Genomic DNA, 23,760 nt, shown 5'->3' with positions numbered 1-23,760 from the left:
TTTTTTAAAAAAAGTAAAGGGATATATTGCATAAAGAAGATAAAGAAAATATAAAGAAATATAAAACTGAAATTGCAAAAAAAAACATGTATTTTATCGACAAACATAAGTGCACGCTATACGAACAGAGTCTTGAAAAAGATAATAGAATAGTGTATAATTGTGTAGGAAGTAGGCAATATTCAGCAACGGTGCTTGCCTACTATTTTTTGTACAAGCTTTTATTTCTATGTGAAAATATCTAAAAGCATAAAATATTGGCAAAATACTTTAATAACTTATAGAAAAATAAAAAGTAAAGGAGAGGAAATCGTGTTAAAGTATATTATCAAAAGGTTGATATTCGGAATAGCAACAATATTCATCGTATCAACCTTGACTTTTTTCCTGATGCAACAAGTTCCGGGTGGACCTTTCGCTGCGGATAAGTCAATTTCAAAAGCGGCTCAAAAAGCATTGGAGGTAAAATATGGCCTTGATAAGCCTATCACAGTGCAGTATATAAATTATTTTAAGAATGCATTGAAAGGTGATTTTGGAATAAGTATAAAGCAAAGAGGAAGAGACGTAGCTCAGATAATATCCACAAAATTTCCTGTTTCTGCCAGAGTGGGTGGAATATCTATAGTCCTTGCATTAATATTCGGAGTGCCTTTGGGTTCCATTGCCGCACTTAACAGAGGAAAGGTACTTGACAGACTTATTATAATGTTTGCAACTTTGGGAATAGCGGTACCGAGTTTCGTTGTTTGTACTATTCTAATGTACTTCTTAGGCGTAAAGCTTGAACTTTTGCCTACATATGGACTTACATCACCGTTAAACTACATTATGCCGGTACTTGCGCTTTCATTTTATCCTACAGCTTATATTGCAAGACAGATGAGATCTTCAATGCTTGACGTACTTGGACAGGACTATATGAGAACAGCAAGAGCAAAGGGTCTCTCAGAGAATGTTATACTGTTTAAGCATGCACTCAGAAATGCTATTTTGCCGATCATTACATATATGGGTCCGCTTGTAGCGTATACACTTGTAGGAAGCTTTGTTGTAGAGAAGATATTTACCATTCCGGGACTTGGGGGTGAATTTGTAAGTTCTGTTATAAATCAGGACTATACAGTTATCATGGGAACCACCATATTCCTGGCAACTCTTATTATTTTTATGAACGTAGTGGTAGATATTGCATATACGATCGTAGATCCTAGAATAAAACTTAAGTAAAGCCTATAAGAAAGGAGAAGGTTGTCACAAGTACTTTGTGGCATCCCTATATATAATGAGCAAACATATTATTTCAGGGCATTTAAATTTATCGCCTGAAGATTTTTTGCCTGCCAGCAAAGAAGAAAAAGAAAGTCTGGTAGTGATGCGTCAAAGTGTCAGCTTCTGGCAGGACGGATTTCGAAGACTTTTAAAGAATAAAGTGGCACTTGCATCTTTGGCAGTATTTTTTGTTATATTGATACTTGCATTTATAGTGCCGATATTTTACCCATATAACTATGCAATACAGTTAAAGGGTAGTGAGAGACTTATGCCTATGCAGTATTCTGCAGGAGAACTTGCAAGAATCGCTGCAGGAGAGAAGGTATTTCCGCATATACTCGGAACTGACAGTCTTGGAAGAGACTATGCCATAAGAGTAATGATGGGAGCCAGAATTTCACTTATAGTAGGACTTTTGGCATCATTTATCGTGCTTATAATCGGTTCAATTTACGGTTCCGTTGCGGCATTTACCGGCGGATGGGTTGACCTTATAATGATGAGAATTGTAGATATAATATATACAGTTCCTGATATATTACTTATAATACTTCTTACATTTGCGCTTAAGAAGCCTATGAAGCTTTTGGCGTCTGCACCTGGATTTGGTTGGATCAATGTTCTCGGTATAAACCTTATAAGTATATTTATAGTTTTTGCCCTTCTTTACTGGGTAGGTATGGCAAGAATTGTCCGTGGACAGATACTTGTATTAAAGGAGCAGGAGTATGTAACAGCTGCAAGAGCACTTGGTGCAAAGAGCGGCCAGATTATCAGAAAGCACTTGCTTACAAATACTATCGGTACATTGATTGTTACAACTACATTGCAAATACCTTCTGCCATATTTACAGAAAGCTATTTGTCATTTTTGGGACTTGGTGTGGCTGTTCCTATGCCGTCTCTCGGTTCACTTGCTTCCGATGCAATAACAGGATTACAGTCATATCCACATCTTTTGTTCGCACCGGCAATACTTATCAGTTTGATAATACTTAGTCTTAACCTTTTGGGAGACGGACTCCGTGATGCATTTGACCCTAAGCTAAAGAATTAAAGGAAGGTAATTATGAGTAAACATCTTGTAGATATAGAACATGAGAGACTTTCCTTCTTTACTCCGGCAGGAGAGGTGAAAGCCTTAGATGATGTTTCCTTCTATGTAAACGAAGGAGAAGTGCTGGGAGTAGTAGGAGAGTCAGGCTCCGGAAAGAGTGTTACAAGCTATTCGCTTATGGGGCTTATAGCAAATCCGGGAAAGATCATAGGTGGAGATTTATACTTCAACGGATATCATATCAATGAAATGAGTGAAAAAGAAATGAGAAAAATCCGTGGAAATGAAGTTTCAATAATTTTCCAGGATCCTATGACCAGCTTGAATCCGGTATATACTATCGGAAACCAGATAATGGAAGTTATACTTCTGCATACAAATAAGAATAAAAAAGAGGCTAAGGAAAGAGCAAAAGAGCTTCTTACTTTGGTAGGAATAAACGAGCCTGATAAGAGACTTAAGCAATATCCTCATGAGCTCTCCGGAGGTATGAGACAGAGAGTTATGATTGCGATGGCGCTTGCCTGCGAGCCTAAACTTCTTATAGCGGATGAGCCTACAACAGCGCTTGACGTTACTATTCAGGCACAGATTATAGAGCTTATGATTGAGCTTAAGAATAAGCTTGGCATGGCGATTATTATGATTACACATGACCTTGGTGTAGTTGCAAATATCTGTGACAGAATAGCGGTTATGTATGCGGGAAAAATTATAGAGAGCGGTCTTACAGACGATATTTTTTACAATCCTAAGCATGAATATACAAAGGGACTTTTAAAGAGTATTCCTAAGATGTATGAGGCTGATTATGAAAGACTTGTACCTATCGAAGGTACACCGGTGGATATGCTTAATCCGCCGAAGGGTTGTCCTTTTGCTTCCAGGTGTGATTCTTGTATGAAGATATGCTTAAGAGAAATGCCGCCTGTTAAGAATTTCAGTGAAACTCATTATTCACAGTGTTGGTTAAATGAGTTGGAAGAAGATAATAATACAGAGGGAGAATCAGTATGTCTGAAAAAATAATTAGAGTTGAACATTTACAACAATTCTTCCCTGTTGGAGGTTTTGGTAAAAATAAAAAATATGTAAGAGCTGTGGATGACGTTTCTTTCTATATTGAAAAGGGAGAAACTCTGGGACTTGTAGGAGAGTCGGGTTGCGGTAAAACCACAACAGGTAGATCTTTACTTAGACTTTATGAGCCTACAGACGGAAGAATAATGTACAAAGACCAAGTGCTTTTTGACAGCGGAAAGGTACCTCTTGTAGATGAGAACGGTAATGATATTATCGAAAACGGTGTACCTAAGCTTGGAAAAAAGACTGCGGTAAATATGTATCCTTACAGAAAAAAACTTCAGATAGTTTTCCAGGATCCTTATGCATCACTTGATCCGAGAATGACAGTCGGAGATATTATCGGTGAAGCTATCGATATCAATAAGATTGCGGCTTCAAAAAAAGACAGACAGGACAAAATTATTGAAGTTTTAAAGACTGTAGGTCTTAACTCCGAGCATGCCAACAGATATCCTCACGAGTTCTCAGGAGGACAAAGACAAAGAGTAGGTATTGCAAGAGCGCTTGTAGTAGATCCGGACTTTATCGTTGCAGATGAGCCTGTATCAGCACTTGACGTTTCCATTCAGGCTCAGGTTGTAAATATGTTTGAGGATTTACAAAAGGAAAGAGGGCTTACCTATCTGTTCATCGCTCATGACCTTTCTATTGTAAATCATATAAGTAACAGAATCGGTGTTATGTATCTTGGAAGAATGGTCGAGCTTGCAGATTCAGGAGAGATTATATTCAGACCGCTTCATCCATATACAAAGAGTCTTATCTCCGCAATACCTGTAGCAGATCCTAAGGTATCAAGAGAAAGATCGAGAATTGTGCTTGAAGGTGAAGTGCCTTCACCTCTTAATCCGCCAAGCGGATGCCATTTCAGAACCAGATGTAAATATGCTACAGAGCAGTGTGCAATGGAAGTTCCGAAGTGGAGAGAAGTGGAAAAAGGACATTTTGTAGCCTGCCACAATATTGAGAGGATAAACTAGAAATTAGAACCTGTTGGTTTTGATAAAAATATTTAGGAGGATTTATGAAGAAACAATTGGTTTTAGCTACATTGATTCTTACCGGTGCACTTGTACTTGCAGGTTGCGGCGGTGGCGGATCAAAGTCGGCTACAAAGGCGGGAGGCAAGATTCTTACTATCGAATTGGGACCGGAAGTGGAATCAATTGACCCTGCACTCAATACAACAAATGACGGAGCAAACTATCTCACATATCTTTTTGACAACTTGTTAAGAATTGACAAGGAAGGTAAGGTAGCTCCAAGTTTGGCTGAAAAATATGAAGTAAGTGATGACGGACTTACATGGACATTCCATTTAAGAGACGGCTTAAAGTGGTCGGACGGTTCGGATCTTACAGCAAATGACTTCGTATACAGCTGGCAGAGAATGATCGACCCTGAGGTTGCCGCACCATATGCGGAGATAACTCTCGGAATGTTGGAAGGTTATGAGGAGGCTATAGGTAAACCTGATGCGGACGGTAATCCTACGATAGATCCTGATGTTACAAAACTCGGTGTTGAGGCAACCGATGACAAGACTTTGGTTGTTCATATGTCATCACCTACACCTTATTTTGACAAGCTTGCAACATTTGCCGCACTTTCACCTGTAAAGAAGGATGTAGTAGATGCAAATCCTGACGGATGGACACTTGACCCTAAGACATATATATCTTCAGGCCCGTTCAAGCTTACAGAGTGGAAATCGGGAAGCTATTTAATGCTTGAGAAAAATGAGAATTACTGGAACAAGGATGCCGTAAAGCTTGACGGTATCAAATGTCTTCTTATGCAGGATCAAAATGCCGCATTCAGTGCATATGAGTCGGGAGATGCTTTAATGATTAAGGATATTCCTACACAGGAAATTACAACATTGCAAAAGAGATCTGACTATCACCTTGATCCACAGCTTGGAACATATTTCATCGACTTGAACAACACATTGGATGAGTTCAAGGATGCAAGAGTTCGTCAGGCGCTTTCACTTGCACTTGACAGAAAGTATATCTCAGAGACTATTACAGCAGGTACATATACTCCTGCAAGCGGATTTGTAAGTGCCGGTACATCAGACTGGGACGGATCACTTTGGGCAGATAAGATTACAGATCCTTCAGTATATATAAATGTTGACGATTTCGCAGGTAACCTTGCAAAGGCTAAAGAGCTTTTGGCCGAGGCGGGACATCCGAACGGTGAAGGACTTCCTACACTTACATACTCAACAAATGATTCAGCTTATCATAAGAAGATTGCCGAGTATTTACAGCAGGCATGGAAAGAGCTTGGAGTTAATGTGGAAGTTAATATAGTTGAGTGGAAGTCATTTACACCGCAGAGAAGATCCGGAAACTATCAGATTGCAAGAGACGGTTGGGTAATGGATTACAACGATCCTTCAAATATACTTCAGCTTACACAGACAGGAAACGGAAACAACAGCTCAAAGTATTCAAATCCTGAGTATGATGCACTTTTAGAGAAAGCCGCTAAAGAGGTGGATCCGCAGACAAGATTCGGATATTTCCATCAGGCTGAGGAGATGCTTATGAGAGATATGGGTGTAACACCGCTTCTTTACTACAATGAGATGTATCTTCAGAGCGATAAGGTAAAAGACAGCTATCATACAGCTGACGGTATCTATCACTTTGAGTATGCCGATATTGCAGAATAAAAAATATTAGAATTTTAGGAGAATTTATGAGAAAAAGATTGTTTTTGGCTACACTGACAATTGCTGCAGCAGTAGCACTTTCAGCATGTGGAGGTTCAAAATCCACAAGTAAGAGCGGAAAGATCCTTACTATTGAGGAAGGACCTGATGTTGAAACAATTGACCCTGCACTCAATCAGTCAGCTGACGGTGCAAACTATTTAACAATGATATCAGACAACTTGCTTAGACTTGATAAGGACGGCAAGATAGCGCCAAGTTTGGCTGAGAAATATGAAGTAAGTGATGACGGACTTACATGGACTTTCCATCTGAGAGACGGACTTAAGTGGTCTGACGGTTCAGCGTTTAGCGCTAACGACTTTGTATACAGCTGGCAGAGAATGGTTGACCCTGAGGTTGCCGCACCATATGCAGAGACTGTACTTGGAATGGTAGAAGGATATGATGAGGCTATCGGTAAGCCTGATGCCGACGGTAATCCTACAATAGATCCTGATGTCACAAAGCTTAAGGTAGAGGCACCGGATGACAAGACTTTGGTTGTTCATATGTCACATCCTGCACCATACTTTGACAGACTTGCGGCATTTGCAGCACTTTCACCTGTAAAGAAAGATGTAGTAGAGGCAAATCCTGACGGATGGAGTCTTGATCCTAAGACATATATCTCTACAGGTCCTTTCAAGCTTACAGAGTGGAAGCAGGGAAGTTATTTGTTGGTTACAAAGAATGAAAATTACTGGAACAAGGATGCCATAAAGCTTGACGGTATTAAATGTCTTCTTATGCAGGATCAGAATGCGGCTTTCAGCGCATATGAGTCGGGAGATGCATTAATGATTAAGGATTATCCTGTACAGGAGATAACAACAATACAGAAGAGACCGGATTATAAGTCCAGTCCTAAGCTTGGAATATCATATATCGATATCAACAATGATTTGGATGAGTTTAAGGATCCTAAGGTGAGAGAGGCACTTTCACTTGCACTTGACAGAAAGTATATGGCGGAAACTATTTCAGCAGGTATACTTGCACCTGCAACAGGTTTTATACCTGACGGTGTAGTGGATTGGGACGGAAGCGCATGGGCTGATAATATCACAGATAAGTCTGTATACTTTGATAATGACAATTTTGATGCAAACCTTGCAAAGGCTAAGGAACTTTTGAAGGAAGCCGGACATGAGAACGGAGCAGGTCTTCCTACTATGTCATATACAACAAATGATGCAGGCCTTAACAAGAAGGTTGCAGAGTACTTACAGCAGGCTTGGAAAGAGCTTGGAATAAATGTTGAAGTAAATATCGTTGAGTGGAAGTCATTTATACCACAGAGAAGATCCGGAAACTATCAGATAGCAAGAGACGGATGGGTAATGGATTACAACGATCCTTCAAATCTTCTTGAGTGTGCATACAGTTCAAACGGAAACAACAGCTCAAGATACAAAAGTCCGGAGTTTGATGCTCTCCTTGATAAGGCAGCACAAGAGTCTGATGCAAAGACAAGATTCGGATATTTCCATCAGGCTGAGGAACTTCTCTTAAAGGATGCCGGAGTTATTCCGATACTTTATCAAAATGAGACATATCTTCAGAGCGATAAGATAACAGACAGTTTCTATACATCAGACGGTATTTGGCACTTTGAGTATGCCGATATAGCAGAATAATATATTATATTTTAGAGTCGGAACTTGCTTTCCGACTCTTTTTGTATAAATATTGATAATCTTTGATGCATAAATTTGAGTTTCTAATGTTTTAACTTGTCAAGATATTATTTATTTAATTTAAAGGGTAGACAAAGATATTCAATTATGGTATATTTATTCACATAATTGAATAAAGTTAAAAATGAAGGAGGAATTAATGAAAAAAAGATTTATTGTTGCCGCATTGGCAATAGCCGGTGCAATGGCCCTGTCAGGTTGTGGCGGTTCAAAATCAGGCGGTGAAGGTACAAAAAGTGGTGATACTACACAAACAGCTGCAGGTAAGAAGATACTTACAATTCAGCTCGGACCTGATGTAGAGTCAATTGACCCTGCGCTCAACTCTGCCGTAGACGGAGCAAACTATATATTGTTTGCTTTTGACAATCTTTTAAAGATGGACAAAGACGGAAAAGTTGTACCGGGACTTGCCGAGAAGTATGAAGTAAGTGATGATCAGCTTACATGGACATTCCACTTAAGAGACGGCTTAAAGTGGTCTGACGGTTCAGCTCTTACAGCTGATGATTTTGTATACAGTTGGCAGAGATTGGTTGATCCGAGTGTTGCCGCACCTTATGCACAGACCGTACTCGGAATGGTAGAAGGCTATGACGATGCTATCGGAAGACCTGACGGTGACGGCAATACCACAGTAGATCCGGATCCTACAAAGTTAAAAGTAGAGGCACCGGATGATAAGACTTTGATTGTACATATGGCAAAGCCTACACCATACTTTGATAAGCTTGCCGCATTTGTTTCTCTTTCACCTGTAAAGAAGGATGTAGTAGAGGCAAATCCTGACGGTTGGAGTATCGATCCTAAGACATATATCTCAACAGGTCCTTTCAAGCTTACAGGATGGGAACCCGGAAGTTACCTTATGTTTGAGAAAAACGAGAACTATTGGGATGCGGATTCCATAAAGCTTGACGGTATCAAATGTCTTCTTATGCAGGATCAGAATGCGACATTCAGTGCATATGAATCAGGTGATGCTTTAATGATTAAGGATGTTCCTACACAGGAGATTACAACATTAAAGGATAGATCGGATTTCCATATAGATCCTATACTTGGAACATACTATCTTGATTTAAATACTACCTTAGATGAGTTCAAGGATCCTAAAGTAAGAGAGGCGCTTTCACTTGCTTTAGACAGAAAATATATTTCAGAGACAATTACAGCAGGTACATATACTCCTGCAAGCGGCTTTGTAAGTGAAGGTGTAACAGACTGGAACGGCACAGCATGGCAGGATAATATAACAGATAAATCAGCTTATATAAATATTGATGATCATGCAGGTAATCTTGCAAAGGCTAAAGAGCTTTTAAAAGAAGCAGGATATGAGAACGGTGTCGGTTTACCTGAGATGGTTTACTCAACCAATGATGCAAGTTATCACAAGAAGATTGCCGAGTATTTACAGCAGGCATGGGGTGAGCTTGGTCTTAAGGTACAGGTAAATATCGTTGAGTGGAAGTCATTTACACCACAGAGAAGATCGGGTAACTATCAGATAGCAAGAGACGGTTGGGTAATGGATTATAATGACCCTTCAAATATCTTGGAGCTTGCATTAACCGGAAACGGAAACAACAATGCCAAGTACAGCAATCCGGAGTTTGATGCTCTTATGAGCAAGGCGGCTACAGAGAAAGATCCACAGACAAGATTCGGATACTTACATCAGGCTGAAGACTTTATAATGAAGGATACAGCTATGGTTCCGCTTCTTTATTACAATGATTTCTATCTTCAGAGCGATAAGATAACAGGCAGCTGGCATTCACCTGACGGCTTCTGGCACTTTGAATATGCGGATATAGCTGAGTAAGATAACAGTATAATATTAAATTTGGGCAGAAACTTCATAGATTGGGGTTTCTGCTTTTTTATATTTATATTGACTTTTTCGCTACAAAAAATTAAAATTGTAGCGAAAGGGTTTGAGAATATGGATGAAAGAAATATTATTGATAGGTTACTTGAAGAACAGAACGGTTATATCAGACTGGTTGAAGCTCAAAATGAAGGATTGTCAAAGTATTCTGTTTTGGATTATGTCCGTAAGAATGAAATGGAAAAGATTGCACCCGGTATATACATTTCACCAGATGCATGGGAAGACAGACTGTATTCGATTCAGCTAAGGAATAGAAAAGTTGTTTTTTCCCATGAAACGGCCCTGTATATTCATAATCTTTCCGACAGAGAGCCTTTTTCACCTGTAATTACTGTTGGACGAGGTTATAATGCGAAACATCTAAAAGATATCGGTGTTGTAGTACATACGGTAAGACAGGAATGGTTAGAGCTGGGATTGACAAAGGCGCAGACTTTTACCGGTAATACTGTGAGAATCTACGACAAAGAGCGTTGTATATGTGATATTATCAAAAATAAAAAAAGAATGGATATTCAAGTATTTCAAAAGGCTTTGACATCATATTTTTCAGATAGTGAAAAAAATATTCATAATCTCATGGAATATGCAGGTATTATGGGGGTCTTAGATAAGGTGAGACAATATACAGAGGTATTGTTATGATTAAAAATGCTACAGCTGTAAAGGCAAAGATAAAAAATAAAACAGGTGGTGATAGTGACAAATCGCAGATAATGCTAAGAATATATTTGATGGAGCGATTTCTGGAAAGAGTTTCTTTGTCACAATACAGAGACAATTTTGTGTTGAAAGGTGGTCTTTTAGTATCTTCTCTGGTAGGTGTGGATATGCGTTCAACTATGGATGTAGATACTACAGTAAAATCACTTCCTTTAAATAAGAGGTCAGCACAGAAGATTTTGGAAGAAATAATAGCAATTGAAGTAGATGACGGAGTTATTTTTCATATAACCAAGGTACAGGATATTATGGAAGGCCACGAGTATGAGGGTATTCGTTTTATGATAGAATGTACGATGGATAAGTTAAAACAGACCATTAAGGTCGATATCTCAACAGGTGATGAGATTACGCCGAGGGCGGTAGCATATAAGTTACCGCTTATTATTGAGGACAGATCAATTAATCTTTGGGCGTATAATTTGGAGACACTTCTTGCAGAAAAACTTGAAACCATCATGGTAAGAGCTGAAGCTAATACAAGGATGAGAGATTTCTATGATATACATGTTTTACTTGAGCAAGATGTAGTGACTATTGACAGAGATACAATGAAATCTGCATTTTATGCTACATGTAAGAGACGAAAGTCTACTGAGCGGATTGTGACGATAGATGATGTTATCAATAAGATTGCTGATGATGAAGTGATGAAGCAGCAATGGAAGAACTATCGAAAAACCAACTATTACGTAGGTGCATTAGAATGGTATGATGTAATAGAAAGCACGAGAACATTAAGAACAATGGTTGAGTAAAAAATAACGATATTGTAGATTGTTCCTGAAAATGAGATATTTTTTATATGGTCCTGTCTTTGACAGTTTTGAAATATAAAATACCCTTCAAACCCTGTGTTTTAGCGGCTTTGGAGGGTATTTGCATTTCGTTTTGAAACTAAAAAATAGTATTTTTTATTAACTGATAGTATATTTTTTACCAAGTGCAAGTTCTATTTTAAGCATATCTGGCTGATAGCATATATCGGTCAGAACTACAAATTTAAAGATATAGTGCGGTACTTTGAAGATGTTTGCACTATACCCGTCTATAAAAGAAGTTTTAGATAATGGTGGAACACTTTTTGTAGACGAACTTAATGCAAGATTGCATCCGTTACTTGTGCGTAATATAATACTTACTTTTTTATCTGAAGAGATAAATACCATGAATGCTCAACTTATCTTTACTACTCACGATATATGGCAGTTTTCAAACGATTTACTGCGAAAAGGGCTGATAATATGGATGACAAAATACCCTTACCTGCATTGTAGATTATATCTACTTTGCAGGTATTTTGCATTGAGATACACAAAAACTGATTGACAACTTGTCAGTTAAAGTATATCATATGACTGAGCGGAGGTATAAAATGAGAGATGTGAAAGAACCTGAAATACGGCGCACCGAGATTATGGATGCTGCAATGATACTTTTTATGGAGAAGGGGTATACCAATACAACAACTCAGGATATAGTCGATAAAGTAAATATATCAAGAGGATTATTATATTATCATTTCAAAAATAAGGAGGATATTTTATATTGTCTTGTAGAAAGATATTCAGAGAGATTGTTGAAAGATATTTACAGTATCGTCTATGATGAAGATAAATCCGCTATAGAAAAAATCAGGTCTTTTATAGATATCACAATTATATCTTCACAAAATATTACTGTAGAGGATACGGTACTGCAAAAAACAGTTGAACTTAAAGAAAATCAATACATGATAGACAATTTATCCCATAAGCTTGTTGAAAAGCTTACAGTATATTTTGAAAAAATTATAAATCAAGGGATAGAAGAAAAGAATTTTTCTGTAAAATATCCGACAGAAACGGCAGAGTTTCTTATGACGGCATATGTTTTTGTATCAAATAACATGAGCATAAAATATTCAAAAAAAGAACCTGTCAATAATTACTTAAATGCATTTAAGACAATGCTTGAACAAAGCTTAAATGCAAAAAAGCTCTTTGAAGATTAAAAATAACCGATAGCTGATACCAAACAAGCTATCGGTATTATTTAAAAGAATAACTGACAATTTGTCAATAAAGGAGAATTATGTTGGAAATAAAGAATTTCAGTAAATTTTATGGAAACAAAAAGGTAGTTGATAACCTGTCAATTTCAGTACAGTCAGGGGATATTTATGGTTTTATCGGAGCAAACGGAGCCGGAAAAACTACAACAATAAAAGCTGTAGTCGGTATTCATGACTTTGAAGATGGAAGTATAACCGTTGGCGGGCATTCAATTAAATCACAACCTGTGATCTGCAAAAAAATGATGGCATATATTCCGGATAATCCTGATCTTTATGAACATTTGACAGGGTTTCAGTATATAAATTTTATTGCTGACTTGTTTGAAGTTACTACTGGAATACGTAAAGAAAGAATTCAAAAGTACAGTGAATTATTTGAGATGACAAAGCATCTTTCAGGATTAATATCTTCGTATTCACATGGTATGAAACAGCGAACTGCAATTATTTCAGCACTGGTACATGATCCGAAGCTGTTTATCTTGGACGAACCTTTTGTTGGACTCGATCCGAAGGCGACTTTTTGTTTGAAGAGGATAATGCATGAATGTGTGTCAAACGGTGGGGCTGTTTTCTTTTCAACACATGTATTGGAAGTTGCAGAAAAATTATGTAATAAGATTGCAATTATAAAAAACGGGAAGTTAATAGCAAGCGGTAATATAGGAGATGTAAAAGGAGATAAATCCTTGGAAGCTTTTTTTATGGAGGTAGAGGATAATGAAAGAATTGTGGATACTTATTAGAGTGCAAATATATAATTTCTTTCCAATAAACGAAATCAGATATTCGAAAAATAATAAAAGCTCCGGTAGTATTACAAGCTTTGGAATAACTGTGCTTTTTGTATTTTCCTGTATATATAATATCATGATAGCCAAAACGCTGGTGCAGGTAGGGCAACAGGAATTGATACCTGCATATATTTTGGCGGTATCAAGTTTTGCTATATTATTTTTGACAATATTTTATTCTAACGGGATTTTATTTGGCAGCCGTGATATGGAAGCACTCTTATCTTTGCCGGTGAAAAACTCAGATATCATAAGCAGTAAATTCATGTTTATGTATTTATTGAACTTTTTTATAGGTTTGATGTTTATGCTTCCCGGAGGAATTGTTTGGGTAGGGAGTGAAAGCTTAGGGGCAGTTGATATTATTCTGTTTTTTCTTTCTATATTGTTTGTGCCGTTGATACCTATGTGCATAGCGTTATGTATGGGAATAATTATCGTTGTTGCCTCATCCTTTTTTAAAAGAAAAAATATTGTTGCTCTGATTTTTTCATTTGCAATGATAGGTGCAATAGGATATATTGCAGTAACAGCCATGGGTAATGAAAACAGCATCGGCATTATACTTGCCAAGCAAATCACAGGACTGTATCCGATATCTAAGCTGTTTATGCAATATTATAATTTCCCTATGTACATTGGAGAAGGAGGTTTTATTTTTCTTTCAACGGCAGTTTTTTATATATTTATAAAAATTGTTTCGGTGAAGTATAGACTGCTTAATACTCTTGCGAAAAGAACACCCGGATATGTCGACAACAAAGAAACATATAATAGAAAATCGTTATTTGTTGCCCTATATAAAAAAGAACTGGGTCGATTTTTAAACTCTTATATGGAGATGTTGAATGCAGGGTTTGGAGTGATACTTTTATGTGTTTTCAGTATATTTTTGTTGTTTAATTCTGTGGAACAAATTGGAGGGTATTTGGGAATTGAAAATGTAAATGAATATTTTTCAAATCTGTCTCCGCTTTTTATTGCGGCTATGTTGGTTATCAGTTGTCCGGCAGCTTCAGCCATATCTTTAGAAGGAAAAAACATTTGGATTTTACAAAGTTCTCCTGCCAGGGTAAAGACTATATTGAATTCAAAGATAGCACTGAATCTTACACTCCATATGATCGGATATATAATTTCAGTATTTGTATTCATATTAAAGCTTGATATGAACTTTATTCAAATATTTAACCTGATCATTGTTCCTATATGTTATTCGCTTTTTATAACAGTGACGGGAGTTGCCTTAAATAAAAAATATCCCAACTATGAGTGGGAAAGTGAGATGATAGTAGTAAAGCAGAGTATGCCTGTTATTCTATCCGGGCTTATAGGGATTGTTGCACTCATTATTCCAATTTTTCTTTATTTAGTTTTAAAGCTTATGATAACATATATCTTGCAAGCGACATCGATTTTTTTACTTGTTATTTCAAGTGTGGTTTATAAAAATGTGAGCAATTCAAAATTTATTTGATTTAATAAGGAAATAAAAAGTTTATAATACTACGAAAATTATTCTTAAAAAAGAAGCTCCACAGATATATATCCGGAAGCTTCTTCTTTATTTTATGATATAACCTTCTTATTCTGTTCTTTCAAATTCTTCTGTGCTGTTGCAAGCATCAGCTTAATTCTGTTGAGCTGGTTTACTTCCGAAGCACCCGGATCATAGTCTACCGCTATGATATTTGCTTCAGGATGTGAACGGCGAAGCTCTTTTATAACACCTTTACCCACGACATGGTTTGGCAGACAACCGAAAGGCTGTGTACAAACAATATTTGGAGTACCGGTCTCTATAAGTTCAAGCATCTCTCCGGTAAGGAACCAACCCTCACCTGTCTGATTTCCGACAGATACATAGTCCTTTGCCATATTTGCAAGATGATCTATTCTTGAAGGAGCGATGAAATGCTTACTCTTTTCAAGTGCCTTTCTTGCATCACTTCTTAGTGCCTCAAGTACCTTGATACCTACATTTGCCATAAATGCAGATTTTTTTGACATACCGAGGTTCTCGGCTTTAAAGTTACTGTTATAGAAACTGTAAAGTAAAAAGTCCAAAAGGTCAGGCATTACAGCCTCAGCACCCTCTTTTTCAAGCAAATCAACTATATGGTTGTTTGCAAGAGGAGAGAATTTAACAAGAATCTCTCCTACAATACCTACTCTAGGCTTTTTGATATTGAGTCTTGGAAGATTATCAAAATCCTTTACAATAGCTCTTATATTTCTTTTAAACTCACCGAAGTTCGGCTTTCTTACAGAAAGTGAATCAATAACACGATTTCTCCACTTTTTATGAAGTCTGTTGGCGGCGCCTTTTTCCTTCTCATAAGGCCTTGTAGCATACAAGACTCTCATAAATAGATCGCCGTATACAACAGCTTGCATTGCTTTGATGATCATTGCAGGAGTCATCTTAAAGCCCTCATTTGTCTCCATGCCGTTGGCATTTACTGAGATTACCGGGATCTGTTCCATATCCACTTTTTCAAGAGCTCTTCTGATAAAGCCGATATAATTGCTGGCTCTACATCCGCCACCGGTCTGACTCATAAAAATGGCAGTCTTATTCGGATCGTATTTTCCTGAAAGCAATGCTTCCATTATCTGTCCTACAACTATCAATGAAGGATAGCAGGCATCATTGTTTACATACTTTAATCCGCAGTCTATAGCGGAACGTGAATCATTTTGGAGTACCTCTACATGGTAGCCGAAGGCATTGAGTGCAGGCTCCAAAAGATCAAAATGTATAGGAGACATCTGTGGACAAAGAATTGTATACTCATCCTTCATCTCCTTGGTAAACACTTTTCTGTGATAAGCGGAAGAGTGTATTTTTCTCTCAAAGTTCTTTTTATCTCTTACACGCAGTGCAGCGATAAGCGAACGTATACGAATTCTTGCGGCACCGAGATTGTTTACCTCATCGATCTTAAGTACCGTATAGATCTTTCCTGAACCTGTAAGTATATCACTTACCTGATCCGTGGTAACGGCATCAAGTCCGCAACCGAAGGAATTAAGCTGTACAAGATCAAGGCAGTCATCCTGCTTTACAAGACTTGCAGCAGCATAGAGTCTGGAATGATACATCCACTGATCGCTTACGATAACAGGTCTTTCTATCTTGGCAAGATGAGAAACCGCATCCTCTGTAAGTACGGCAATTCCGAATGAAGTGATCATATCAGGAATACCATGATGTATTTCAGGGTCAACATGATAAGGTCTTCCGGCAAGAACTATACCGTGGCGGTTGTTCTTATGAAGCCACTCTATAGTCTTTTCACCTTCTCTTTCGATATCTTTCTTTGACTGAATAAGCTCTGTCCATGCAGCATGTGCAGCGAACTTTACTTCTCTTTCATTTATGTCAAATTCCTGCTTCATTACCTTGATAAGCTGATTTGTAAGTACCTCTTCATTTGTAAATGCCATGAAAGGATTCAAGAATCTGGTATTTGTCTCTCTGATCTCCTCCACATTATTCTTGATATTCTCAGCATATGAAGTAACAATAGGGCAGTTGAAATGGTTTCCGGCATCCGGCTGCTCATTTCTTTCATAAGGTATACATGGATACCATATAGTACGAACGCCGTTCTTTATAAGCCATGAAATATGTCCATGTGTAATCTTTGCAGGGTAACATTCAGACTCACTTGGGATGGACTCAATACCAAGCTCGTATATCTTCTTTGTTGACATAGGAGAGAGCACCGTTCTGAATCCGAGGTTTCTAAAGAATACAGCCCAGAACGGGAAGTTCTCATACATATTTAAAACTCTCGGTATACCGATAGTACCTCTGAATGCCTTGTCGGCTGTAAGCGGCTCATAGCCGAACATACGATTATATTTATATTCATAGAGGTTTGGAACATCCTTTTTAACTCTGTCCTTACCAAGACCTCTTTCACATCTGTTTCCTGATATGAAGTTTCTTCCGCCTTCAAATTTGTTGACCGTCATTACACAGTTATTGTTACAGCCACGGCATCTGGTCATGGATGTGTCATACTGCAGTGATATGATATCATCAAGAGAGAGCATGGTGGTCTGTTTTCCTTCATATCTTTCTCTGGCTATAAGTGCCGCACCGAATGCACCCATTATTCCGGCAATATCAGGTCTTGTAACAAAACCGCCTGAAATCTTTTCAAGTGCACGGAGTACTGCATCATTGTAGAATGTACCGCCCTGTACAACTATATGTTTTCCAAGATCTGCCGCATTTGAGATTTTTATAACCTTAAATAAAGCATTTTTTATAACCGAGTATGCAAGGCCGGCCGAAATATCGGCTACGGTAGCACCTTCTTTTTGTGCCTGCTTAACATTTGAGTTCATGAAAACGGTACATCTGGTACCAAGGTCTACAGGATTCTTTGCAAACAATGCTTCCTTTGCAAAGTTTTGAACCGAGAAGTTCAAAGAACCTGCAAAGGTCTCAATAAATGAACCGCAACCTGCAGAACAGGCCTCATTTAACTGCACGGAGTCTACTGTACCGTCCTTGATACGGATACATTTCATATCTTGACCTCCGATATCAAGTATACAGTCGACCTCAGGCTCAAAGAAAGCAGCTGCGTAGTAGTGTGCAATTGTTTCAACTTCACCTTCATCAAGCATAAAGGCGGCTTTTAGAAGTGCCTCACCATATCCTGTAGAACATGAATATACAATCTTTGCTTCAGGATTGATTTTTTCCTTTACCGACTTTATAGCCGAGATAGCTGTAGCCAGTGGGGAACCGTTGTTATTTGAATAAAAATTCCAAAGAAGGCTACCGTCTTCACCTACCAAAGCAATCTTTGTGGTGGTGGAACCGGCATCTATTCCAAGGAATATATTGCCCTTGTAGTCTTCAAGCTCGGCAGTTTTTACACTGTGGCCGAAATGTCTTCCGCTGAATTCCTCATAATCAGCCTCAGTCTCAAAGAGCGGATCAAGTCTGGCAATCTCATGCGCCATCTCAATACCTTCTTTAAGCTTGGCAATAAGATCTGAAATACCGATCATAGCATCCTTGCTCTCACAGTTAAGTGCCGCACCTATGGCTGCAAAAAGATGTGAATTGTCAGGATCTACGATATATTCATCTGTAAGATTAAGTGTTCTGATAAATGCCTGCTTAAGTTCTGAAAGGAAGTGCAAAGGACCTCCGAGGAATGCCACATGACCTCTTATAGGCTTACCGCAGGCAAGACCTGAAATAGTCTGATTTACCACCGCCTGGAAAATGGAAGCGGAGAGGTCCTCTCTTGTAGCTCCCTCATTGATAAGCGGCTGTACATCCGTTTTTGCGAAAACTCCGCATCTTGCGGCTATAGGATAAATTGACTTATAACTCTTTGCATATTCATTAAGTCCTATAGCATCTGTTTGGAGGAGAGAAGCCATCTGATCGATAAAACTTCCTGTACCTCCGGCACATATACCGTTCATTCTCTGGTCTATACCGCCTGTGAAGTAGATGATTTTTGCATCTTCTCCACCAAGCTCTATTGCAACATCGGTTTGAGGTGCAACAGCCTTCAGTGCGGTTGCAACTGCGACAACTTCCTGTACAAATGTGGACTTTAGATGCTTTGAAAGGGTAAGACCGCCTGAGCCGGTGATCATCGGAATGATATTCACTTCCCCTATTTTTTCAAAGGCATCTGATAGCTGTGCCGCCAAAGTCCCCTGTATATTTGCATAATGTCTGCGATAATCTGAAAATACTACTTCATGCTTGCCGTCAAGGATAGCAATTTTGACTGTAGTCGAACCTATGTCTATACCGAGTACATAGGTTTTTTCTGTGTTTTGCATATTATAACCTCTTTTATAAGCTTGTGATTATACAATATGGGGCTATGCCCCTGTGAAACCCGGATGCAGGAATATACCTTACAATCCGTTAAAATCAGTAGCTTGAACATGCCTTTTATTTTGAAAAATAAAATTGCACACAAAACCACACATGTAAAAACATGATTTTATATCATAGCATATTGCTAGGAATAAGGCAATGAATAAGAGGTTAAAAGTGTATTAAAGATTACAAAATGGCGTCTTTCATCTCTTTAACATAGGCTCCTATATATGAAGGAGCTTTGGTTTTGTATTGTTTTAAGAGCTTTATGATGGCTGAACCTACGATTACTCCGTCTGCTATCTGACTCATTTCCTTAGCCTGTTCGGGAGTTGAAATACCGAAGCCTATAGCACATGGAATATCGGTGTTTTCTCTTACTATCTTTACTATGGAGTTTAAATCAGTGGTGATCTCACTTCTGGTTCCTGTTACACCAAGGCTTGATACGATGTATAAAAAGCCTTTGGCTTCTTTTGCAATCATTGCAATACGGTCATCAGATGTAGGTGCAATAAGAGAGATGAGATCGATATTATATTTTTCAGAAATATCAAGGAATTCATTTCTCTCTTCAAACGGGATATCAGGAAGTATAATACCGTCAATACCTATCTCTTTGCATTTGGCAAAGAACTTTTCAGGACCGTAGGAAAATACTACATTGGCATAGGTCATAAATACAAGTGGAACAGTAACTTCCTTTCTGAGATCCGCAACCATAGCAAATACCTTATCGGTGGTAATACCGCCTTCAAGAGCACGAATATTTGCGCCCTGTATCACTACACCTTCAGCAGTAGGGTCGGAGAAGGGTATACCTATTTCCACCAAATCTGCTCCGTTTTTTACCATTTCAAGTATTGCAGCTTTGGTAGTTGCAACATCAGGGTCACCACAGGTGATAAAAGGTATAAATGCTTTTTTATTTTTTAATGCTTCATATATTTTATTCATGTAAGTCTTCTCCTTTATATCTTGCAATAGCCGCACAATCCTTATCACCTCTTCCGGAGATTGTGATTACAATAATTTGGTCCTTCTTCATAGTAGGTGCTATTTTCATGGCATGAGCAACGGCATGAGCTGACTCTATGGCAGGTATAATACCCTCCATTTTAGAGAGGTATTCAAATGCTTCTACTGATTCATCATCCGTTACAGGTACATAGCTTGCTCTTTTTATATCATGAAGATAAGAATGCTCAGGTCCTACACCCGGATAGTCAAGTCCGGCAGAGATGGAATATACAGGTGCTATCTGACCGTATTCATCCTGACAGAAATAGGATTTCATACCGTGGAAAATACCGAGCTTTCCGGTATTTATAGTAGCAGCTGTTTCAAATGTATGAATTCCCTTTCCTGCCGCTTCACAACCGATAAGTGCCACATCCTTGTCTTCAATAAAATTGTAAAAGCTTCCTATGGCATTTGAGCCGCCACCTACACAGGCAAGTACGGCATCCGGCAATTTACCTTCTTTTTCAAGGATTTGTTCCTTAATTTCTTTTGAAATTACGGCCTGGAAATCTCTGACTATAGTAGGGAAAGGATGAGGTCCCATTACTGAGCCTAGGCAGTAATGAGTATCATCTATTCTGCTTGTCCATTCTCTCATAGCCTCTGAAACGGCATCTTTTAGAGTTTTTGTTCCGCTTGTAACAGGGATAACTGTAGCACCAAGCAGTCTCATCTTATATACATTAAGTGCCTGGCGAATAGTATCTTCTTCACCCATAAATACTACACATTCCATACCCATCAATGCCGCCGCGGTTGCTGTTGCAACACCGTGCTGTCCTGCACCTGTTTCTGCAATAAGTCTGGTCTTTCCCATCTTTTTTGCAAGCAGTGCCTGTCCGAGGACATTGTTTATCTTATGTGCACCTGTATGTGTAAGGTCCTCACGCTTTAAATAAATCTTTGCACCGCCAAGATCTTCAGTCATTTTCTTTGCAAAATAAAGTTTTGAAGGTCTGCCTGCATAATCATTTAGAAGATAATTGAGTTCTTTGTTAAACTCAGGATCATTTTTATAATGATTATATGCTTTTTCCAATTCTATCACTGCATTCATAAGAGTTTCAGGGATATACTGTCCTCCGTGAACTCCAAATCTTCCTTTAATATCTGTCATTGTCTACCTCTCTTACTAAATTTACAAATTTTCTTATCTTAGCGGCATCTTTTTTGCCTTCGGTTTCTATTCCCGAACTTACATCCACACCGAATGGATTTAGCTTAATTATTTTTTCTTTTATATTATCTAATGAGAGTCCGCCTGCTAAAAAATACTCTCTGTCAAAGCCGTCAAGTAAGGCTTCATCAAAGGTCTCCCCACAGCCTGCCCCCGCATCCAATAAGATAAAATCCGTGTTTTTATTTATTGATTTTATATCAGACTTTGATTTTATCTGATAGGCATATATTATAGGTACATTTATCTTTTTCTTTAATGTATTTATATAGCCCTCATCTTCATTTCCATGAAGCTGAACAATATCAATGATTTTATTTTTGACAAGATAGGCTATATTCTCAATATCTTCATTTACAAACACACCCACAGCCTTTACTCTGTTATCAAGCCTGCTTTTCAGTACCTTTGCCGTATCAAATGATATATATCTTTTACTTTTTTCGGCAAATACAAAGCCTATATAATCAGGTAATACTTCATTTATCACCTTGATATCATCTTCACTTTTTATGCCGCAAAGCTTAATTTTTGTCATATCTACCCTTTAACCAATCCAAAGTGAATTTTTTATTTTCTGCACGCATTAGTACTTCACCTACCAAAGCGGCATCGGCTCCCATATCAATGATATTTTTTATATCTTCAGGGCTGTTTACACCGCTTTCTGAAACAAATAAGATATCCTTAGGCACAAGGTCTCGAAGTCTTTTACTGTTATTCGTGTTTACGGAAAAGTCCTTCAGATTTCTGTTATTTACTCCGATCATACGGGAATTTATCTTTAAGGCTTTTTCGATTTCAGACTCGTCATGACATTCCACAAGGGTGGAAAGTCCCAGATCATCACTTATATCTTTGAAATACTTCAACTCTTCAACCGATAATATGGAGCAAATCAAAAGGATACAGGATGCACCCATTGCCTTGGCTTCATATATCATATATTCATCTACGGTAAAATCTTTTCTAAGCAGTGGGAGAGTAACTGTATTTGATATTTCCTTTAAATACTTATCACTTCCAAGAAACCACTTAGGTTCTGTGAGCACCGATATACAGTCTGCACCTGCCTCCTCATATTCCTTTGCAATTGAAAGATATGGGAAATCCTTTGCAATAATACCTTTAGACGGTGAAGCTTTCTTGCATTCACATATAAAAGATAATCCAGGTTTTTTTAAGGCATTTTCAAAAACAAATTTTGGTGCTTGAATATTTTCGGCTTCAGATCTTATCAAAGACAGAGGAATATTTTTCTTTTGCTCTTCGATTCGCCATTTTGTATATGTGGCTATTGTATCTAAAATAGTTATTTCTTTACTCATTGCTTACTCTTATAAAATCTTCTAAAACCTTAAGCGCTTTTTTGCTTTCAATAAGATTTATTGCAAGATCTATTCCTTCCTGTATACTGCCTGCCTTATCACCTATATAAAGAGCCGCTCCGGCATTTAAAAGTACCGCATCTGTTTTATGGCCTTTTTCACCGTTTAGTATGGCAAGAGTAATGGCTGCATTTTCCTTAGGATCACCACCTGCCAAATCTTGTTTTTCACAGCGTGTAAGACCGAAATCTTCAGGCTTTATCTCATAGGTGGTGAGTGAACCGTTATTTATTTCGCAAACCTTGGTAGGAGCGGAGAGTGATATTTCATCAAGCTTATCCATACCATATACTACCATACCTCTTTTAACTCCAAGATCCACAAGCACTTTTGCAAGAGGTTCTATAAGGTATTCATCATATACTCCAAGGAGCTGGCGCTTCGGTTTTGCCGGATTTGTAAGAGGCCCAAGTATATTAAAAACCGTTCTAAACCCAAGCTCTTTTCTTATAGCTCCTACATATTTCATAGAACTGTGATATTTTTGAGCAAAGAAAAAGCACATGCCGACCTTTTCCAAAAGCTCTTTACATTTATCGGGATCTTCTTCAATATTTACGCCCAATGCCTCAAGGCAGTCTGCCGTACCGCATTTTGAAGAAGCCGCTCTGTTTCCGTGTTTACTTACTTTCATACCGCCGGCAGCAGCTACCAAAGCTGAGGTGGTGGAGATATTAAAACTTCCGGCATTGTCACCGCCGGTGCCCACTATTTCAAAAAGGTCAAAATCCGTATCAACAGCTGTGGCATGCTCTCTCATAGCCATAGCACAACCTGCGATTTCCTGTGTGGTTTCAGCTTTCGCACTCTTTGTAGAAAGAGCTGCAAGAAATGCGGCATTTTGTGTAGGCGAAGTCTCACCGTTCATAATCTCATTCATTACCGCATAGGCTTCATCAAAAGTTAAATCTTCTTTATTTACAATCTTTACAATAGCTTCCTTAATCATAGTATCCTTTCAGTTCATTATTTTATAGGTTTTAA

At 38.1% G+C, this 23,760-nt stretch carries 18 protein-coding genes and 1 pseudogene; 13 read left to right on the top strand and 6 right to left on the bottom strand.

Going from position 1 to position 23,760, the window contains the following annotated elements; genetic code table 11:
* The first annotated feature begins 312 nt into the window (after nucleotides 1–312).
* The 13 genes and pseudogenes from SBH76_RS05620 to SBH76_RS05560 all read left to right on the top strand — a co-directional run bounded on the left by SBH76_RS05620 (nucleotide 313) and on the right by SBH76_RS05560 (nucleotide 14,790).
* Nucleotides 313–1,230 (top strand): ABC transporter permease, encoded by a 918-nt coding sequence (locus SBH76_RS05620; protein WP_007595201.1) that lies wholly within the window; start codon nucleotides 313–315, stop codon nucleotides 1,228–1,230.
* Between the two features lie 55 nt (nucleotides 1,231–1,285).
* Nucleotides 1,286–2,332: an ABC transporter permease gene (locus SBH76_RS05615; protein ID WP_009663228.1), complete on the top strand. Its 1,047-nt coding sequence runs from the start codon at nucleotides 1,286–1,288 to the stop codon at nucleotides 2,330–2,332.
* Nucleotides 2,333–2,344: 12 nt separating this feature from the next.
* Nucleotides 2,345–3,361, top strand: coding sequence for an ABC transporter ATP-binding protein (locus SBH76_RS05610; protein WP_290647922.1), 1,017 nt, complete (start codon nucleotides 2,345–2,347; stop codon nucleotides 3,359–3,361).
* Nucleotides 3,346–4,398, top strand: coding sequence for an ABC transporter ATP-binding protein (locus SBH76_RS05605; protein ID WP_009663194.1), 1,053 nt, complete (start codon nucleotides 3,346–3,348; stop codon nucleotides 4,396–4,398). Before SBH76_RS05610 ends, SBH76_RS05605 begins: the two co-directional genes overlap by 16 nt.
* Before the next feature lie 44 nt (nucleotides 4,399–4,442).
* The gene (locus SBH76_RS05600; protein ID WP_317977099.1) at nucleotides 4,443–6,104 is read left to right on the top strand and encodes a peptide ABC transporter substrate-binding protein; all 1,662 of its coding nucleotides are present in this window, start codon (nucleotides 4,443–4,445) and stop codon (nucleotides 6,102–6,104) included.
* Nucleotides 6,105–6,130: 26 nt separating this feature from the next.
* Entirely contained in the window at nucleotides 6,131–7,783 is a 1,653-nt protein-coding gene (locus SBH76_RS05595; RefSeq protein ID WP_317977098.1) for a peptide ABC transporter substrate-binding protein, read from the top strand.
* A gap of 199 nt (nucleotides 7,784–7,982) precedes the next feature.
* Complete coding sequence (locus SBH76_RS05590; protein ID WP_317977097.1) at nucleotides 7,983–9,671, top strand: peptide ABC transporter substrate-binding protein; 1,689 nt, start codon at nucleotides 7,983–7,985, stop codon at nucleotides 9,669–9,671.
* A 120-nt stretch (nucleotides 9,672–9,791) separates the two neighbouring features.
* Entirely contained in the window at nucleotides 9,792–10,385 is a 594-nt protein-coding gene (locus tag SBH76_RS05585; protein WP_317977096.1) for a type IV toxin-antitoxin system AbiEi family antitoxin domain-containing protein, read from the top strand.
* The gene (locus SBH76_RS05580) at nucleotides 10,382–11,221 is read left to right on the top strand and encodes a nucleotidyl transferase AbiEii/AbiGii toxin family protein (RefSeq protein WP_317977095.1); all 840 of its coding nucleotides are present in this window, start codon (nucleotides 10,382–10,384) and stop codon (nucleotides 11,219–11,221) included. The genes SBH76_RS05585 and SBH76_RS05580 overlap by 4 nt, the downstream gene beginning before the upstream one ends.
* 259 nt (nucleotides 11,222–11,480) lie before the next feature.
* Nucleotides 11,481–11,714: pseudogene (locus SBH76_RS13850) on the top strand (AAA family ATPase); the annotation flags it as partial.
* 124 nt (nucleotides 11,715–11,838) lie between these two features.
* Nucleotides 11,839–12,456 (top strand): TetR/AcrR family transcriptional regulator, encoded by a 618-nt coding sequence (locus SBH76_RS05570; RefSeq protein ID WP_317977094.1) that lies wholly within the window; start codon nucleotides 11,839–11,841, stop codon nucleotides 12,454–12,456.
* Nucleotides 12,457–12,536: 80 nt separating this feature from the next.
* A complete protein-coding gene (locus tag SBH76_RS05565; RefSeq protein WP_317977093.1) occupies nucleotides 12,537–13,265 on the top strand; it encodes an ABC transporter ATP-binding protein in 729 nt (242 codons plus the stop codon).
* A complete protein-coding gene (locus tag SBH76_RS05560; protein WP_317977092.1) occupies nucleotides 13,240–14,790 on the top strand; it encodes a hypothetical protein in 1,551 nt (516 codons plus the stop codon). Before SBH76_RS05565 ends, SBH76_RS05560 begins: the two co-directional genes overlap by 26 nt.
* Before the next feature lie 92 nt (nucleotides 14,791–14,882).
* Here the strand turns inward: SBH76_RS05560 and SBH76_RS05555 are convergent, their stop codons facing one another.
* From SBH76_RS05555 to trpD, 6 genes are all read right to left on the bottom strand, one after another.
* The gene (locus tag SBH76_RS05555) at nucleotides 14,883–19,145 is read right to left on the bottom strand and encodes a 2-hydroxyacyl-CoA dehydratase (RefSeq protein ID WP_317977091.1); all 4,263 of its coding nucleotides are present in this window, start codon (nucleotides 19,143–19,145) and stop codon (nucleotides 14,883–14,885) included.
* A 229-nt stretch (nucleotides 19,146–19,374) separates the two neighbouring features.
* Nucleotides 19,375–20,145: a tryptophan synthase subunit alpha gene (trpA, locus tag SBH76_RS05550; protein ID WP_317977090.1), complete on the bottom strand. Its 771-nt coding sequence runs from the start codon at nucleotides 20,143–20,145 to the stop codon at nucleotides 19,375–19,377.
* Nucleotides 20,138–21,328 (bottom strand): tryptophan synthase subunit beta, encoded by a 1,191-nt coding sequence (gene trpB, locus SBH76_RS05545; protein WP_317977089.1) that lies wholly within the window; start codon nucleotides 21,326–21,328, stop codon nucleotides 20,138–20,140. The genes trpA and trpB overlap by 8 nt, the downstream gene beginning before the upstream one ends.
* Nucleotides 21,315–21,926 carry a phosphoribosylanthranilate isomerase gene (locus SBH76_RS05540; protein WP_317977088.1) on the bottom strand — a complete coding sequence of 204 codons (612 nt, stop codon included), beginning with the start codon at nucleotides 21,924–21,926 and terminating at the stop codon, nucleotides 21,315–21,317. Before SBH76_RS05540 ends, trpB begins: the two co-directional genes overlap by 14 nt.
* On the bottom strand, nucleotides 21,913–22,716 hold the full coding sequence (gene trpC, locus SBH76_RS05535) for an indole-3-glycerol phosphate synthase TrpC (RefSeq protein WP_317977087.1): 804 nt from the start codon (nucleotides 22,714–22,716) through the stop codon (nucleotides 21,913–21,915). Before trpC ends, SBH76_RS05540 begins: the two co-directional genes overlap by 14 nt.
* On the bottom strand, nucleotides 22,709–23,725 hold the full coding sequence (gene trpD, locus SBH76_RS05530; RefSeq protein WP_317977086.1) for an anthranilate phosphoribosyltransferase: 1,017 nt from the start codon (nucleotides 23,723–23,725) through the stop codon (nucleotides 22,709–22,711). The genes trpC and trpD overlap by 8 nt, the downstream gene beginning before the upstream one ends.
* Nucleotides 23,726–23,760: the final 35 nt, after the last annotated feature.

This window comes from Lachnoanaerobaculum sanguinis, assembly GCF_033242365.1.
Classification (GTDB): domain Bacteria; phylum Bacillota; class Clostridia; order Lachnospirales; family Lachnospiraceae; genus Lachnoanaerobaculum; species Lachnoanaerobaculum sanguinis.
The sequence above is the reverse complement of the archived record's forward strand: the minus strand, read 5'-3'. Positions and strand labels throughout refer to the sequence as shown.